The organism is Gimesia panareensis (assembly GCF_007748155.1).
GTDB lineage: Bacteria > Planctomycetota > Planctomycetia > Planctomycetales > Planctomycetaceae > Gimesia > Gimesia panareensis.
Window position 1 is genome coordinate 2090614 of the sequence record NZ_CP037421.1, and the last position, 17808, is coordinate 2108421.

The window sequence follows — 17808 nt, forward strand, 5'->3', positions numbered from 1 at the left end:
CCGTGGGCTTTTGCAGATGCAGCCTCAAGATCCCTGCCTGCGGTTTAAGGGGAAGACTTCTGCAGGCCAGCGAAAAGTGATCGGCTCCCGGAATTTAAAACATTGGCTGTTAGCCACTGTATTATCAGAGACCATATGCAGCTCCCAGTCCCTACAGCTCTATTCCTGCTAGCTGTCTGGAACAACTACTTTGGGACGCGGCTGATTCATCTGAGGTGAGTTCGACGATGCGCTTCTGAATGGGAATAAAAAACGAGCTGGTTTCATATAAACCAGCTCGCTAAAGAGTTATTTCAAGTGATGATTTGCTCTCCGGCTATCAGATCAAAGAAGATGAAATCGAGCTGTCATCTGATCATGTAACCGGATGAATAATCACGATGATTAGAAATCAACCTGGGCGCGGACGGCGAAGATATCAGCATTCGAATTGTTCACAACAGGGCCGTAAACAGCCGGACTGCTATGCAGAAAAGAGTGAATGTAGTTGAATTGAAATTTGGTAAACTGATTCAAATACCAGTTGATACCAAAGGTCAGGTCAGTCATCCGTCCGCCCTGAATGGATTTATCGTTCAGATCGATATAGGACCAGCGTCCCGCGACTTCCCAGGCTCCACAGCCACCATCTCGGTTGAAGGGATCGAGTGGTTTGACACGACCAAAGACGCCACCTTTTCGATTGTACGAACGTGATTCTCCCGTCAGGAAATATCCGAAGTGAGCGTAGGCACCTGAGAAGGTATCGACCTCTCCATTCCGCTGCCGAACGATTGAGTACAGGACTTCGGATTGAGCATAAAACGATCCGATCGCGTAAGCGAGTTCTGCATCAAACAAGTGATAATCCTGTGCAGAAATCGGTCCCGTATTTACGAAGGGAGGTACAGTGCTGGGAACACCCGCGGGAACGTTAGAGGCCCCCGCTTCAGTAACGAAGACTTCAGGCTGGTTGCGATATTGAATCACGTTGTTGGCAGGGTTGGCATAACTGTAGTCAAATCCCACATGTACGAGCCCGTTTCCATCGCCATTATCAACCAGCAGGTGAGTCAATCGGGTTGCGAGACCATAGCCGCCGCTGTCACCGATATTACCTCCATAGGGACCAGTAGGATAACGGAATCCGGACAAAGCATAGGTAGACTGTTCGTCTGCCGTATTTCCAAAGTACATGGCACCAATCTGCCGGAAAGGCAGAAAGGCAAAGGGGAGCGCACGTTCCAGGAACGTCAGCTCTTTTACACTCGTCAAAGCATCCATACCAATCGGTTGACGATATTGACCGATACGGACATTGTTTCCGCCCAGCACATCTCGCACTTCCATCCACACATCCATAAAGGAAGGACGTCCGGGAAAAGCGAAATCCATTTCGAGCATGTAGCCAACATTCTCCCACGCATCCCCGGTGGCAGCCAGGCGGGCACGACGGAAATCCGCTCCATTCTGGACATCACCAACTGCCTGAATACTTTTGCTGTCCTGTCCAAACCAGACTGAGTCAGCCTGAAAGAACCCGGTCAATCTGACAGTCGGGAATTCCGGACAGGCAGCATTGTCACCGAAAAGGTAGGGTGGCAGATCGGAATCGTATTCATCCGGTGTCTGCGTCATCGGCTCAGCCTGTGGTTGATCAATGTTTTGCACTGTGATAATCTGCTGTGCTTTTAACTGATCAATCTGTTGCTGGAGGCTCTGGAGTTGTGATGAGAGGTCTGCATTCGCTGCAGCCGGGGCAGGAGGATGGTCCGCCTGGCTGACTGGCAAATGGATTGTAAGCAGGCCAGCAATGGCCATGATCCGGAAAGTCAATTTGCGTAATGCATCAAACGGTTGGCGCCGGTTTGGATATTGTAGAGTTTTGGCGGGATTTTTTGACCCTGACTTGCAATTCCTGTTCATGTTTCAATTTCCCACAAGGGCACCCTGTTGACTTTGAAGCGAAAACGATTTGATCTTCAAACGTGACATTTGGTTTGTTTTTTAACGATTGCGTTTGTTGAATCCTGAGATTGGCGAATATGCAAACTTTTACTTTTGTATCGGATTTAACGGCCAGTACCGTGATATTTTCATGTAAATTTTCACTTATAGTGTTTTTGATTAAAGCTAGACTGCAAACCACTGCATGTGGTCTGCAATAAGCTGCAGGAATGGCGATGGACTGGATGGGCTCATGAATTTAATTGAGAAAATTCTATAAATGGATATAATGGTTTATGAGTAAATGTGTTGCGTATTTCACATAGAGCAGTAAATGATTCCGCGCGTCCTTCCCTGGTGCACAGATGTGTTTGGTCAGGCTCGTTTAAGTGCTCCCGGATGCTTTGATCTGGCGTGAAACCGGGGGCTGGAGTTCAACGGATGTTTCATGTCTACGAAACGCGGGTCAGCCGCGGTTTTCAACTGGCGATCGGTGGGCTGGCAGTACTGAGCCTGACGGGACTGGTTGTCACGCTCTGGATTCTGGTCGATTTCCATCACGAACAGGAAATTGTCGCCAAAATAATGAGTCATCTTCCCGACAGTGATCTGGCAGTCGCGCGGGAACTGGCTGGCGAACTGCGTTTTCAGTCCCAGTTGTCGATTTTATTGTTTCTCAACATTATTGTGACTGGGATTGCCCTGGTTCTGCTGGTACGAGCCTACCTCAACAGCGAACGCTCCCTGCGTGAAGTGAAAGTGATGGCCAGTGATGTTCTGGCAAGTATGGATCAGGGAGTGCTCACGACAGACCGCGATGAAGTGATTACCAGTATCAACCCTCGTGGGCGGGAACTACTCAGCCTGGAAGAGCCTGTGATCGGTCGGCCTCTTTCGGATGTAGGTGTCGAACATACGCTGTTATGCGTGATCTGCAGTCATGTGAATGCCCACCACTCTCCCGTGCGGGATTGTGATTACACGATCAATCGAGATGGACATGAACAGACTCTCAGAGCTGGCTGCAGTCTGTTAAGGAATGAACGCCAGGAAGAACTGGGGACTGTTTTGCACGTACGTGACGTGACTGAACGTGCGTTAATGGAGCAGCGGTTGCGGCGCATGGAACGCTACGCCGGGCTGGGGTCACTGGCAACCGGTCTTCAACATGAAATCAAGAATCCTCTCAGTGCTCTGTCACTTCATGTTCAGTTGCTTGAGGAGGCTCTTGAGAATCAGAGCCGGTCGGGTGAAATTGATGAAATGCTGGAGGTGATCCGTACTGAGATTAATCGGCTGACTTCTGTGCTGGAGGGATTTCGCGACTATGCGTCCATGTCAGAACCGGGACGCTCCTGTGTTGATCTTAAGGCTCTGATTAATAAGCTGGTTCGGTTTATCAGGCCCCAGGCGGAACAACAGAACGTGAATGTGATGGTAAATCTTCCACGGGAGAAACCTCCAGAAATTATGGCTGACTCAGTGCATATTGACCAGGTGCTCCTGAATCTGGCATTAAATGCTTTACAGGCCATGCCTGACGGGGGGACGCTGACGATTGGCCTGAATCAGGAAGGGGACTGGCTCAGAATCAGCATTACGGATACAGGCAATGGGATCCCTGCTGAACTGCGAGAACGAATCTTCGACCCTTATTTCACCACTCGTCATGAGGGGACCGGCATGGGACTTGCTCTGTGTGAGAAGATTGTAAGACAACATGATGGTACAATTGACTTTAATACTGGACTGAGTGGAACCACCTTTTCAGTTTTATTACCAGCAGATGGGACAACATGAATACAGACGGTTTCGGAATTTTAATCATCGATGATGAACCCAATATTCGTTCCGGGCTTGCCAAAGGTCTGGCCAGGGAGGCTGACGTTCTGGAAACAGCCCAGGATGCAGAGGAGGGGCTCGCTAAGTTTAAAGCTGGTTTCTTTCAACTGGTTATCTCAGATGTACGGCTGCCCGGAGAGATGGATGGTCTGGAACTGATAGAGCAGATACTTCGCAGTAATCCTCAGACGACAACGATTGTGATTACCGCACATGGCACAGTTGAGACCGCTGTCAAATCGATGCGCCTGGGCGCGTTTGATTTTATTACTAAACCTCTGGATCTGGATTTAATACGACATCAGGTTCGTAAGGCCCGTGAGCACTATCGCCTACAGATTGAGAACCGCGAACTCAGAAATCGTCTGGTCAATGCGGGAGAAGTTTCCAATATCATCGGCAACTGTGCCGCCATGCATGATGTCTTCCAGCAGATTCGTCAGGTGGCTGCCACGGACGCCACTATCCTGATCCAGGGGGAAAGTGGAACGGGTAAAGAGTTGATCGCCAGGGCGGTGCATGATCTGAGTAATCGCAGCAGTGGACCGTTCGTGGCTGTCAATCTGGGGGCGATGCCGGAGACACTGCTGGAGAGTGAACTATTCGGTCATGAAAAAGGTTCTTTCAGCGGCGCCACACGACAGAAGCCCGGGTGTTTTGAACAGGCACAGGGAGGCTCATTATTTCTGGATGAAGTCACGGAAATGCCTGCGAAGAGTCAGGTCGATCTACTGCGTGTTCTGGAAACTCAGCAATACATGCGGGTTGGTGGTGAAGAGGTTCTCACCAGTGATGCCCGGATCATTTCTGCAACCAACAAAGCCGTCGAGCCACTGATTGAAGATGGATCATTCCGCGAAGACCTCTTCTATCGTTTGAATGTGATCCCGATCCATATTCCAGCGCTACGAGAGCGACGTGATGATATTCCTCTTCTGATTGAACATTTTCTGACACACTTCTGTCAACGGCATCATCGTCCTCTCAAAAAAGTTTCAACTGATGCGATGCGAATATTCGTTTCTGCCCGCTGGCCGGGCAATGTTCGTCAACTAAGGAACGTAATCGAACGCCTTGTCGTGACACTTCCGGGAGATGTGATTGAGGCTACCGATTTGCCGGTAGAACTCAGCCCGTCTCCGGCCTCGGAATCTGCCCCTGTGAAAACGCTGGCAGAAGTAACCGAAGAGGCGGAAAAGGAAGCGATTACGACGGCGCTGGCTGCCTGTGACTATCATCGTGAAAAAACGGCAAAGCTTCTGGGCGTCAGTGTCCGCACATTGCATTATAAGATGAGCCGTTACGGCTTGCACTAAGCAATGTTCCGGTTCCGTTCTGCGTTAGAAACAGCTTGCTGACAGCTGATCAAGTTTGGGGGCTCAGGCCAGGATTTCTGAGACGATCCGCGGATGATTGCCGACACCCGTCAGTCGTTCGTTTAAGCCATTTCGTTTGATGAAGAGTTCTTCGTGGTTCAGTCCCAGCAGGTGCAGCATGGTAGCGTGCCAGTCGGGGACGCTGACACGATTTTCCACGGCTGCAAAGCCAAGCTCGTCTGTTTTTCCGAATACCAGCCCTGGCTTCACACCACCCCCCGCCATCCAGGTGCAAATCGCATTTTTGTTATGATCACGGCCGGATTTGCGTGCATCTTTATCCGGGGAGAGCTGGGCGATCGGCAGTCGGCCCATTTCGCCTCCCCACATCACGAGTGTTTCATCCAGGAGTCCACGCTGCTTCAGATCCTGCAGCAGTGCTGCAACCGGTTGATCTGTCCTCTGGCATGCTGATTTCAGATTCGAGGCGATAGCACTGTGCGTGTCCCAGATCTGGCTATTAATAAATAATTGAACAAAACGCACACCCCGCTCAATGAGTCGCCGGGCAATCAGGCAGCGGCGTCCATAAGATTCCGTGACAGGCTGGCCGATCCCATACATTTTCTGTGTCTCAGCTGTCTCCTGGGAAAGATCCAGGGCGTCGGAGGCGGCAATCTGCATGCGTGCAGCCAGGGAATAGGTTGAGAGGCGTGCTTCCAGTTGATGGTGGTATGTGCGTTGACGTTGATGGATGCGGTCCAATCGTGAAATCAGATCCCGTTCCAGTTGTGTGACTGACGCAGGCTGTTCGAATTCCGGTTTCAGATTCAGCACGGGAGAACCGGTCGCTCGAAAACGGGTCCCCTGATGCTGGGCTGGTAGAAAACCAGCCTGCCAGTTCTCGATACCATTGACGGGTAGCCCCAATGGGTCATCCAGAACGACATAAGCAGGCAGGTTTTGATTCTCACTTCCCAGGCCATATGAAACCCAGGCGCCCAATGAGGGGTGACCGGTAAATTCACTTCCCGATTGAATCTTGTAGAGGGCAGGTTCATGTGTCAGATTCGTCGTATACATCGAACGGATCATGGTGATATCATCCACCTGCTTTGCCAGGTGCGGCATGACATCTGAAACCCACATTCCTGATTCGCCATGGCGGGAGAACTGGAACGGACTTTTCATCAATGCCCCGGCCCGTTCTGGGAATTCGACTTCTCCTGCAATTTGCTTGAAGTGCTCTTTGCCATGAAATTTATCGAGCATGGGTTTGGGGTCAAACAGATCCATCTGGCTGGGCCCACCATTCATAAACAGGTGAACCACCGATTTGGCGCGCGGCCTGTGGTGGGGACCGGAGATACTTTCTTTCTCCTGCTCCTCAGGGGGAGAGGAATCCGCATACAGATCCTGCTGTAGCAGCCAGGTTAAAGCTGCCCCCTGCACGCCGGTTGCGATATGTTCGAAAAAACTTCTTCTGGTGACTTTTTCTGTGATTTGTATTTCCTGTGTCATGAGATAACTCTCGCTCTGGAGAAGCTGCTGTTGCAATGAGAAAAAACTCAATCGATGTATTGAAATTCGGCCAGATTGAATATGGCATGACAATAACTGGTAAGCGCTTTTTGAGAACTATCCGAGGGTTTCTTTTCGTCCTTGGATTCTGATTTCCATTTTTCTTCCAGCTGTTGTAATGTCATCAGGCCAATCTCGGTTTCTTCAGAGCTTGGAGGACGCCCCAGGGCTCTTAAGTAGATCTGGTTGATCTGATCTGCCGGCTGATCTCCAGATTCTTTTCGTATCCGAGATGCGAAGTGCTCAGCCAACTGGTGGATCATCAGATTATTCAAAAGATGCAACGCTTGAGGTGCGACCAGCGATTCTCCTCGTTGCAGACAATTGGGCCCCATCTGTGGAAAATCAAAGTTTTCCAGTAGTGTCGGGATTTTTGTACGACGCTGAAGTACATAGATACTCCTGCGCCATCCTTTGTCTCCCCGCTGGGATGTGACCAGGCCATCCGCACGCGATTCGACGGAATCAGCCGGACCGAAGGGGGTTTCGTCCAGTTGGCCGCAAATGTAGAGTAAAGAATCGCGGAGAACTTCGGCTTCCATTCGATTCAGTGGCATTCGCGACAGCAGGCTTCCCGATGGATCAAGGCGGGCTGCGTCATCGGAAATTTCAGAGGACTGCCGATAGGTACTGGATGTGACCATCAGTCTGTGCAGCGACTTGATACTCCAGTTCTGTCGAACGAATTCCCTGGCCAGCCAGTCCAGCAACTCTGGATGTGTGGGGCGTTCCCCCGCGCGACCGAAGTTGCCTGGAGTATTAACAATGCCTCGCCCAAAATGATGCAACCAGATGCGGTTGACCATCACGCGTGCTGTCAAGGGGTGGTCAGGCTGAGTAAGCCAGCGGGCGAAGACAAGGCGGCGTCCCACTGGCTTTCCATTTTTTGCTTTCTGATCGAAATCGAGAGTTTCATCCGAACTAGTCAGGACTGCAGGAACACCTGGCGGGACAGGGCGGCCCGGCGTGAGATAATTTCCGCGTTTATAGATATAACTGGGCGAGGGGGATTCCCGCGACCAGAGGGCGCGAATCCGTGGGGCCGGCCAGTGTTGTGTTTTCAGGGCGTCGATCTGTTTTTTGATTTCTGCACTTTTCTGTTGATAGTCCGGCGCGGTCGGTTTCAGTTGATCGAGACGCTGTTTAAGTTGACCCTGCTGAATCGATAACTGTCTCTCATGTTCCTGATGTTTTTTATGTTCCTGCTGACTGACATAAGGCAGAGTTCGGGGGCCTTGAGATTTCAACCAGTCGTGCTCGTCATAGGCAGCCTTGAAAACAGCCGTCAGACGGTAGTAATCACTTTGAGGAATCGGGTCGAATTTATGGGAGTGGCAGCGGGCGCATTTGATGGTCAGCCCCATCACGGCCGAGCCCAGGATCTGAATTTCGTCTGAAATGACTTCGAGTCGGTCCGGCACAAAATTCGTGATGTTAGCGAATGTGCGATCGGGGGCCGTCCGTAAAAAGCCGGTTGCGACCAGACAATCATAGACTTCCGGCGTAATGTTACCTGAACGGTAATCGACAAGCTCATCCCCCGCAATCTGCTCCAGCAGAAATCGAGAGTAGGGTTTGTCCTGGTTCAGGGAACGGATCACATAGTCTCGGTAACGGTACATGTGGGGGCGTAACTTATCCTCGTTCTGAGCTCCTTCTGAATCAGCATAACCGACGACGTCCAGCCAGTGCCGCGCCCAGCGCTCTCCGTATCGAGGTGAAGCGAGCAGTCGCTCAACCAGTTGTTCATAGGCCTTGGGGTCATGGTTGTTCAGAAAAGAGTCAATTTCCTGTGGTGTGGGGGGCAAGCCTGTCAGATCGATTGAAAGTCGGCGCATCAGGGTTCGTTTGTCTGCGGTGGGGGCGAACGTCAGTCCCTGAGATTCCAGTTTGCTCAGGATAAAGGCATCGATGGGATTCCGCACGCGGTCCTGATGCTGAACTTGAGGTGGCTGCACCTGAGCGGGAGGTTGAAATGACCAGAATTGACGATCCTGTTCGGTGACCAGTGTCTCTGGTTCCTGCAATTCTGATTCACTAACCTCGGGGAGCCCGAGTTCAATCCACTGGGAGAGTCGTTCCAGTTCATTGGCTTCCATGGGTTTGACACTCACTGAGACCAGTTTCCGTCGCGGAGGCATTTCAGCTGACTTGATACGTCGAATCAGCAGGCTTGATTCTGGATCTCCAGGTACAACCGCCGGCCCTGATTTGCCCCCCTTTAAAATGGACTGCTTTGTTCTCAGGTCCAGTCCCGCTTCCTGACGGCGTCCGCCATGGCAGGCGACACAACGCAGATGCAGCAGAGGGATGATGTCATGCTGTGTCACTGCGGGGGCTGTTTTCACAGCTTTCCGAAAGTGAGTGCCAGCCTGGATCCAGGATCGAAGGGATTCTCGCTCAGTGGGAGTCAGGCGGTCTTTTTCTTCCGGGGGCATTTCGTCCGCATCAATCATCTGAAATAAGAGGCTGGCATCAGCATCACCTGCCTGGAGAATACGACCTGATTCGCTTCCTTTAAGCATGGAGCGGGGTGAACTCAGATCAAGCCCGGCCTGTTTCTTTTCGGAATTATGGCAGCGGGTACATTTGGCTTCGAGAATCGCTTTTACGTTGTCTTCATAGAAGACAGGAGCAGCGGGCTCTGCTGCAGGGGATTGGCCGGGAATGAGGGCGACGAGCAGGAACATCAAACCGAGGGAGATGTCTGACCGGTAAAACGTTGGGCGGGAATGTCTGATCAGCGGCTGAGGGGGCATGTCTGAATGCTCCATAATTCAATGAACGCTGCAATTGGTGTATAGTGTAGTTTTGCTCATTTGGGAGAGAAAAACAAGTCCCAAATGAAAGCCGCGGACAAACTGCCATAGCAGATGGCGCAGACAATCAGGGCCCCCCGGCGCCAAAGAGGCGGCTTCAGTTGTTGTGGCAGGAGTCTGGTATTGATGATCAGAATCTGCAGGGCAGCGATGGCCAGAACCGGACCTGCCACGGCGCCTAGAACTTTAAACAATTGAATTGCATGCCCCCAGTGCACGGCAAGCAGTCCCCAGATGGTGGCGATGGCCAGGAAAAAATAATACAGTCGGCTGACGCTCATTTTGCGGCGTTCCCGCAGATGCGGGCTGGCCACCCAGACGATATCGGTTACTGTTCGAATCAGCACATCCGTATTGCTCAGATGGGTCGACATCAGAACCCAGAACCCGTTCAACAGGGCCAGCCACCAGAAACCGGTCCAGAGTTGTTCCGCCATGTAGCGTGCCTGGAATGCGCCCGCAGCCAGGTGTTCCATATTGGTATTTTCCGGAATGACCGCCGTCGCCAGGTTGACATTCAGGAACATGCCAATCAGACAGCCCATTCCCCAGAGCCAGACCTGATCAGCCGACACATATTTCCACCAGGAGTTCCAGTTAGTCAGGTTTTCTTCAGTGATGGGAAAAACCTTCCCGACGGGGGAAAGCTGCATCTCACTGTGACTGAATGCACTGGTGATCGAACCGACTTTGGCTCCCATGCCGAAGCCTTTGTCCCGGTACCAGTTGGTAATCACCAGATTTCCGATGCCTCCTGAACCCGCGGTTGCAGCAAACGTGGCCAGCAGAAGCGGATCCAGATTTGCCGGGAGTGAACCAAACTGAAAGAAGCCCGTGAGTGTTTTTAACCAGTGAGAAAAGGGGACGAACAACAGATTGACCGCAATCAGAAATGAGAAAATAAACGCGATCATTACCCAGGAGAAATATTCTAGCATCCGCTCAATCGTTTTTCCTGAGAGCAGAATCCCGACCGTAATCGCAATGATCAGGTAAGTCAGCAGATGCAGTGCCGTCGCATCACCGTCTCCTGCCATCCGACCGGCAAAAGTTGCAAACAGAACTGAAGCGCATCCAGCGGCCAGTGCCGGTACCCCGAGCTGAGCCACGGCTGCAAAGATATAGCCACCAGCCCAGAATTTTGATCCCGGGCGCAGACGCATGATGCCCACCAGAATGGGTTCTCCGGTATAGAGAGTGTAGCGGATTGCTTCCAGGTTAAACAGGAGTTGAAGTGCAATGGCAACGGTAGCGATCCAGAGAATGCTCATACCGTACTTAACGGTAATTGTGGGGCCGATCAGCCACTCCCCTCCACCAATCGAGCCGGCGAGCAGGATCGCCCCCGGGCCGATGGTTCGAAACAGATTTCGAATTGTAAAGGGAGGCGGGGCCGGCAGGTCTTCCTGGCCCCAGGGAGCGAGGTCACCCGTCACATTGCTTGAGTCTGGTGGGCTGATGTTGTGGCTCATGGTTTCTCGTGTACTTTATGGAGTGCGATTCACACAATCTGTTATGGAGTGACTCTACCAGATTGTCAAACATCAGCAAGTATTAAATGACGACTCCCAATGTCTTATGACTCAGTCTGAAAGTGGATTAAAAAAGGGGGGGATGACACGACTGGCTGTCGGCTGGAGAAAACGTCATAATGATTTGCTGGTAAGAGATGTCTGGAGTGTCGCTCAAGAAAGCCGAGAATAAATTTCATGAATAATACCTTTGTTTTGACAGGAGTATTCTCTCTGCTGATTGGTGCTGCCCTGGTTGCAGCCGAACCAAAACAGAAGCCGGCAGATGAAATTAAACGCATGGAGCAAATCGCCGACCTGGCTTTAGTCCCTCCGAAGCTGAATACATCTCCGCTGCCTGAATATGACTACGACAAGCTGGACTATGGGATGACGATTGGTATCGAGCGCACTCCCGGAGGACGTCTCTGGGCCTGTTGGGTTGCCGGTGGTGATAGTCCGAAGGCTTTTTTTGTTCTGGCGACCAGCGATGATGATGGCGAACACTGGTCGCATCCCCGTCTGGTGCTCGATTCGCATTCCACTGAGCTGCCCATGGAACGCAGTATTCTGGTCGGGAATCTGTGGACGGATCCCCTGGGGAGATTATGGCTGATTTTTGACCAGTCCATGCACATGTTTGATGGTCGGGCCGGGGTCTGGGCGACTGTTTGTGATAATCCCGATGCAGACGAGCCGGTCTGGTCCGCGCCGCGACGCATCTGGCATGGAGTGACATTAAATAAACCCACCGTACTTTCATCGGGGGAATGGATGTTACCTGTTTCCCTGGATCAGCGCGAAGGTTTTGGTCCATTCAAAGGCTGTTTTAAAGCGCTAGATCCGTTTCGCGGCGCCAACGTTTTTGTTTCGACTGACCAGGGAGCATCCTGGGAACGCCGAGGAGCGGTTCGGTTCCCCAATCCAGACTGGCACGAGCATATGATTGTCGAACGCAAGGACGGTTCACTCTGGATGCTGGCCAGAACTGCCAAAGGGATTATGCAGTCCACGTCCCTGGATGGGGGGCGGACCTGGGCGAAGCCGTCAGTACCACCTCAAATCAAGCAGCCGAACGCCCGCTTTCATATTCGCAGACTGGCTTCAGGGCGTCTGCTCCTGATTAAACATGGAGATCAAATCGATGCACATCACGGGCGAGTTCAGTTAAGTGCCTGGTTGTCAGACGATGAGGGACAGACCTGGCGGGGAGGACTGGTTCTCGATGAGCGAAAAGGGATTTCTTACCCGGATGGGTTCCAGGCACCAGATGGTACGATTTATATTTCTTACGACCGGAATCGGGCCACGGATGGGGAAATTCTTCTGGCGCGGTTCACCGAACAGGATGTCCTGGCCCGGAAGCTGACTGGCACAAAATCGCGATTGAAGATGTTGATCAGCAGAGCCACTCCTTCCGGGAAATCTAAAGCCGATTAATCAGGCAGGCCAGCGGATGTGAACTTCTTCAACTGATCCAGCCTGTACTGAAATATTCGCTCGACATCCTTTTGAACGAACAGCCGGTTAATCAGCGCTCCACCGTAAACAGAGTAAAGTACATGGTCCTGCACCAGTGTTCCGTTATCCCGCTCTGCGAACGTGTGAGTGTGTCGCCATGTCCGATAGGGACCCTTCAGTTGCGTGTCCACAAATCGGACCAGGGGGATCCACTCTGTGATTTCTGTTCGCCAACGGAGGGGGATGCCATGCAGTTTTAACTGATAATCGATCAATGTGCCGGCCTGCATGCTAATGGGACGGGGAGTGATGATTCTGAAATTTAGCCAGGGGGGAGTAATCTTCTCGAGATTTTCTGGTTGAGCAAAAAAATCGAAAATATCCTGAAGCGGGTGGGGAACGAATATTTCTGACTCAAATTCATAGTCTCCAGAAGACGTTCTACTTATGTTCAACATATCTGATTCTTTCCGAGTCAGTTAATTGATCCCAGCTGAAAATCTGGAAAAGGGTGATTGAAATCTGGCCTGATCCTACTACCAAGACTGCGGGGGAAGTCTCTCTTGCATTCTTGCGGAATTATTGTCCCGTAAATGGATAAGAGTAGTAGATATTTGGTCCGTTTTAAGAGTTAATTTGCTTTGATTGTCCCCCGTATGATTTAGTTTCGATTTTTAATTACGAGATCTTTAAATGAGTATATCAGACTCAATCGGGCAATCACTGGGATATGTGGTTCTGGGGGCGACAGGAGCCGTTGGTTCGGAAATAAGTCAAAGACTGGCCAGGGCCGGTCATCGTGTGATGCTGGGAGGCCGAGATCAGCAGCGATTGGACGACTTGTCGTCCGAACTGGATGCTCCACGATCTTGTGTTGAAGCAGAGAACCCAGACTCAATAGATCACTGTCTAGAACAGGCTGCCAATGAGTTTGGCCGCCTTGACGGTGTTGTAAACTGCATCGGTTCAGTGCTTTTAAAACCGGCGCACCTGACTTCAGATGAAGAGTGGTCTCAGACCCTGTCAGTCAATCTCACAACCGCTTTTTCGACGGTGCGGAGCGCGGCTCGGGTCATGAGAAAGGCAGGGGGCTCAGTAGTACTGATTTCATCTGCTGCTGCTCGGATTGGTATCGCAAACCATGAAGCGATTGCCGCTGCCAAGGCGGGAGTGATTGGCTTGACGCTGTCGGCATCTGCGACTTATGCCAGCCGTGGAATTCGAGTGAATGCAGTAGCGCCGGGTTTAATCAAATCCAGGATCACGCGTCACCTGTGGGAATCAGAGGCGGCTGAGTCCACTTCAATTTCAATGCATGCTCTGGATCGCCTGGGGGAGCCTGCAGATGTTGCTTCCCTGATTGAATGGTTGTTAAAACCCGAGAATAACTGGATCACAGGGCAGATTCTGGGAGTTGATGGCGGACTGGCTGCTGTGATTCCCCGGACTCGCCAGAAGAGCAGTTAACTCAAGTCAAAAAAATGCCTGACAGCAGGTTTAATCTGTCAGGCATTTTAATTGCGGCTGTACAATATCAATCTCAGGGCGTCAACTGGTGTTCGCCATCAGCAAATTTCTGATGACAGGCGTTGCAGTTCTTGAGCATGGCTACGTAATGTTTGCGGGCAGTCTTGAAGTCTTTGGACTTGGCGGCTTTGTAGAGCAAGCCACCCTCTTTACGAACGTCCTGGCTGTATTCATTCCAGCTGGAGCGATCGTTTTGGGGATCGTGCAGAAGCAGTAAGTTGCCTCCTTCCGCCAGAATGAGCGCATCCGATTTGATTGCTTTCCAGACTTTACGATTGTCTGGTTCTGCTGCGATGGCCTGCTTGAGCCGTTTGTAGGTGGGCTGGAATACGTATTCCATAAACTCATGCATGTCGGGTTCAACTGGAACACCGGCTTGCGTTTTTTTTGCGTCTGACCCGGCAAGCGTTGGCGTTGACTGTGACCAGATCAGAGCAATTGCCAGCCCCAGCAGGGCAACGGAACCAACGAACTGTTTGTGGTGGAGATTTCTCACGTTTATACCTCGTATCTTAGAACTGTTAATAGCAGGCTTAGATTGATTCACTCACTTTTGATCAAGACGGAATCAACCCGGAACGAAAGCAGGAAATTTGTAGCTGCCTCTGGTGGATTTAGACCAACAAAGCTCCAGTATTCATAATATGTATTCATTTCGGAGTTCACAACTGCTACTCGACTTTGTATTGGAATGGTAAGCAGAGGTAGTTGTATTTCTAACTGATTCCGGGGGCGGGTTGGGAATTCGTCCTTGAATCGTAGCCTCAATCTGTTCCATCGGCCATGGTGTACTTTGTGAGGATGCTTGTTATAATTAGCGGAGTTCGGGAGGAAATCTGATTCAAGGTTCCCCCGAATTCGAATTTTTGAGTTTCACGAGGACAGACACCAGGAGACACGTTCATGGCAGAAAATGATAGTCAAATCTCTGATAGGATTCAGCAGCTCGATAGTTCTGATGGGGAGGTCAGGCAGTCCGCACGCCATAAACTGGTACAAACAGGTTCTGCTGCAGTTCCGGCTCTGATTACTGCTTTGGACAATTCTTCCGAAACGATGCGCTGGGAAGCAGCTAAGGCACTGGGGGAAATTGGTGATCCTGCTGCCGTTAGCCCATTAATCGAAATCCTGCCAGATGACGACAGCGTGCGGTTTGTTGCCGCGTCGGCTTTAATTTCGATGAGCAAGGATTCAGTTCCTCAGCTGTTGAGTGCTCTCATTAAAGATACGGCTCGGATCAGAGATGGAGCCTGTTTTGTTCTGCACCATCTGGCCTCAGATGATGAAAATCTGCGTGGCCCCTTGACGCCTGTTGTCGAAGCATTGATGTCACTCGATTCATCACTCCGGGTTCCCGTTGAAGCCGAAAAAGCACTATCTCAGTTTTCCTGATCAGTATGGTTCATATTACTTAGCGCCTTCGTTTCCTCAGGACCGCCTGTGGTATGCCTTTTCTACAAAGAGAAACTGGCGGAATGGTACCTTAATTGCCGCAGCACGATCACCTTCGGGCTTGCGGCAGTTCTGTTGGTACTGATATCGGGGCAAGTCGATGCAGAAGAAAGGAATCCTTTCCTGCCTCAAGGCATCGAAGATCGTGGCTGGCCGGATGTCCGTGGCATTCGATTTGATGCACACTCTCCGGAAATTCACCTGGCTGACAACTGGCCTGCTGAAGGGCCCCCTGTTCTGTGGGTGAAAGACCTGGGGCAGGGGTACTCCGCTTTTGTGGCAGCAGGCGATCGTGTTTATACCCAGGCGCAAACTCTACAGGGACAATATGTCTATTGTCTTGCGGCACGGACGGGGAAAACTGTCTGGGAGTATCGCTATGACTGGCCTTACGAACTGGCGGGTGTGTATCCCGGTCCCCGGGCCACCCCTACGCTGGCAGAGGGAAAAGTACTCTTTGCCGCCCCCAGCGGCCTGGTCGGGTGCCTGGACGCGAACAAGGGGAAATTGATCTGGTCCAGGAACGTGCTTGAAGAGTTTCATGGCACTGGAGGCGATGGTTTTGGCTATGCGTGTTCGCCGACGGTCGTGGATCAACTGGTAGTATTGCCTGTGGGAGGTCCAGGTGCCAGCATGGTGGCATTGAATCTGGCTGACGGAAAGACGGTCTGGCAGTCTGGTGACCGACCTGCCAGTTACTGTCCGGCACTCCCGATCGAACGGAATGGTAGAAAGCTGGTGGTGGGTTACCTGGAAAATGCGCTGGTGATTCACGATTTGCAAACCGGCGCGGTGTTGCTCGAACATGAGTTATCGGAAGGCTACGACGAACATTCCGCCTGGCCCCTTTATCGTGAGCCTTATCTCTGGATCGCTGCTCCATTCCGATCCGGTTCTCAACTATTCGAATTGCCAGACCGTTTTCCACACTCTGAGCTGTTGAAAACGGTCTGGCGTTCACGGGTGATGTCGAACGACGTTTTATCAAGTGTGCTGGTCAACGAGCAGATTTACGGTTTTGATATCTTCGATCAACAGTCTAAAACACAGCGTCCCTCGCGGGGAAAATTTCGCTGCATCGAATTTCTGACTGGAAAGGAATTATGGGAGCAGGGATCCGGGCGTCCGGAACGGTCAAATAATGATATCACGAATGAACTGGGGCAGTCCGGAATCATTGTTGCTGATGGAAAACTGATTCTGCTTAATGAACGGGGGGAACTGATACTGCTCCGCCAGAACCCTGAGCGTTGTGAGATCCTGTCACGTTGTAAGGTCCTCTCGGGAGAACTGACCTGGACGCCACCAGTATTGCATCGTGGTTGTGTATTTATCCGCAACCAATCCCGGGCTGCCTGTGTGTATCTCGGAGAGCCAGATCTTTTACCCTCAGATCAACCCACACTGAGACTCACAGAAATTCCTCAGGAAACTTACTATGACTGGGCAGGCCAGATTCTCTCTGTTGAGCCAGAGTATGCTTTTGATTTACCTTCAACCGACTGGCTGATCCGCTGGTACTACTGGTCACTGGGGTTACTTGTTGCCAGTCTGATATTGGCTGCAATCCCCCTCTGGTGGATACCGTCACAACGTCGCCTGCCGACCTGGATCATGACCTATCGAATTCTGGCGTTTCTGGCAGGGGCCCTGGGGACCACCTGGATCAGTCTCTGGCAGCAGGATTTTATCTTCACCTGGCCACTCTGTCTGTATATTGTCACTGAGCCGGTTTTTGCGTCTGTTCAGTTTAAACGAGAGCAGCAGAGATCTACCTTCTGGCGTGATTATGGGCCATTGATCTGGTTGCTCATTGTTTTCACCGTCTATTTTCTGCTGTGTCGCAGATTGAGTCTCGTTTTTGAGTGGGCATTTCTCGCAGGTCCGATTGGTGCGCTGCCTGCAGGCTGGTGGGAGTGGCATCTGAAAAAACAGACTCCCCTTCGGATGTGTTTTGCATTGATCTTGAAACTGATCACCTTTTCCTGTTTTTATGGAAGTGGCATTGCGATTCTCTGGCTGAGATATTGATCTTTCGTTTGGGTGCGTAACTGTTGGAACGTGATACGGAGACAGGATTTTCGTAACAAAAAGTTTGAAAATCTAGAGAGTTGATTTATGGTATTTGGGCTCTAAGTTATTTCATTTTATTGCTTTATATCTTGTGGTGTGTCTGGTTGGAGAGTGAATCGGACCCAAGGGGCTGATTAAGGTGTGATGACCGTTTTTTTGACGATGGTTCGGACAGATCCATAAACCGCGAGACGGCCTGTTTCCAAAACAAAGGTTGTTGCGTACAATATACTTAGGCCGATACAGTAAGTAATCAGCAGATACATTGCTATGAGGCGATGTCTCCTGTCCCCAGAGTGG

The 17808-nt window shown here is 51.2% G+C and carries 12 protein-coding genes; 6 read left to right on the plus strand and 6 right to left on the minus strand.

The features are described 5' to 3' along the window. Nucleotides 1-384: 384 nt before the first annotated feature. Entirely contained in the window at nt 385-1800 is a 1416-nt protein-coding gene (locus tag Enr10x_RS07870) for an OprO/OprP family phosphate-selective porin (protein ID WP_197997519.1), read from the minus strand. A 567-nt stretch (nt 1801-2367) separates the two neighbouring features. Between Enr10x_RS07870 and Enr10x_RS07875 the strand changes: the two genes are divergently transcribed. Both Enr10x_RS07875 and Enr10x_RS07880 read left to right on the plus strand, forming a co-directional pair. Continuing rightward, complete coding sequence (locus Enr10x_RS07875; protein ID WP_145448674.1) at nt 2368-3726, plus strand: two-component system sensor histidine kinase NtrB; 1359 nt, start codon at nt 2368-2370, stop codon at nt 3724-3726. Next, nucleotides 3723-5084 carry a sigma-54-dependent transcriptional regulator gene (locus Enr10x_RS07880; RefSeq protein ID WP_145448675.1) on the plus strand — a complete coding sequence of 454 codons (1362 nt, stop codon included), beginning with the start codon at nt 3723-3725 and terminating at the stop codon, nt 5082-5084. The genes Enr10x_RS07875 and Enr10x_RS07880 overlap by 4 nt, the downstream gene beginning before the upstream one ends. Nucleotides 5085-5147: 63 nt before the next feature. Here Enr10x_RS07880 and Enr10x_RS07885 read toward each other — a convergent pair whose 3' ends face one another. From Enr10x_RS07885 to Enr10x_RS07895, 3 genes are read right to left on the minus strand one after another with little or no spacing between them, the layout of a single operon-like run. Next, nucleotides 5148-6605, minus strand: a complete 1458-nt coding sequence (locus Enr10x_RS07885) for a DUF1501 domain-containing protein (RefSeq protein ID WP_145448676.1) — start codon at nt 6603-6605, stop codon at nt 5148-5150. 47 nt (nt 6606-6652) lie between these two features. Further along, on the minus strand, nt 6653-9424 hold the full coding sequence (locus Enr10x_RS07890) for a PSD1 and planctomycete cytochrome C domain-containing protein (protein WP_232093261.1): 2772 nt from the start codon (nt 9422-9424) through the stop codon (nt 6653-6655). A gap of 56 nt (nt 9425-9480) precedes the next feature. Further along, nucleotides 9481-10956, minus strand: a complete 1476-nt coding sequence (locus tag Enr10x_RS07895; RefSeq protein ID WP_145448677.1) for an Nramp family divalent metal transporter — start codon at nt 10954-10956, stop codon at nt 9481-9483. A gap of 237 nt (nt 10957-11193) precedes the next feature. Here Enr10x_RS07895 and Enr10x_RS07900 point away from each other — a divergent pair, with 237 nt between their 5' ends. Beyond that, a complete protein-coding gene (locus Enr10x_RS07900) occupies nt 11194-12435 on the plus strand; it encodes a sialidase family protein (RefSeq protein WP_145448678.1) in 1242 nt (413 codons plus the stop codon). On the opposite strand, the gene Enr10x_RS07905 is transcribed toward Enr10x_RS07900, so the two are convergent. After that, nucleotides 12432-12914, minus strand: a complete 483-nt coding sequence (locus Enr10x_RS07905) for an SRPBCC family protein (RefSeq protein WP_145448679.1) — start codon at nt 12912-12914, stop codon at nt 12432-12434. The two genes, Enr10x_RS07900 and Enr10x_RS07905, sit on opposite strands and share 4 nt — an antisense overlap. 235 nt (nt 12915-13149) lie before the next feature. Between Enr10x_RS07905 and Enr10x_RS07910 the strand changes: the two genes are divergently transcribed. After that, nucleotides 13150-13923, plus strand: a complete 774-nt coding sequence (locus tag Enr10x_RS07910; RefSeq protein ID WP_145105998.1) for an SDR family NAD(P)-dependent oxidoreductase — start codon at nt 13150-13152, stop codon at nt 13921-13923. A 73-nt stretch (nt 13924-13996) separates the two neighbouring features. On the opposite strand, the gene Enr10x_RS07915 is transcribed toward Enr10x_RS07910, so the two are convergent. After that, nucleotides 13997-14479 carry a cytochrome c gene (locus Enr10x_RS07915; RefSeq protein ID WP_232093262.1) on the minus strand — a complete coding sequence of 161 codons (483 nt, stop codon included), beginning with the start codon at nt 14477-14479 and terminating at the stop codon, nt 13997-13999. Between the two features lie 407 nt (nt 14480-14886). Here Enr10x_RS07915 and Enr10x_RS07920 point away from each other — a divergent pair, with 407 nt between their 5' ends. Beyond that, the gene (locus Enr10x_RS07920; protein WP_145106001.1) at nt 14887-15375 is read left to right on the plus strand and encodes a HEAT repeat domain-containing protein; all 489 of its coding nucleotides are present in this window, start codon (nt 14887-14889) and stop codon (nt 15373-15375) included. 48 nt (nt 15376-15423) lie between these two features. Continuing rightward, entirely contained in the window at nt 15424-17466 is a 2043-nt protein-coding gene (locus Enr10x_RS07925; protein WP_197995060.1) for an outer membrane protein assembly factor BamB family protein, read from the plus strand. Nucleotides 17467-17808 lie beyond the last annotated feature (342 nt).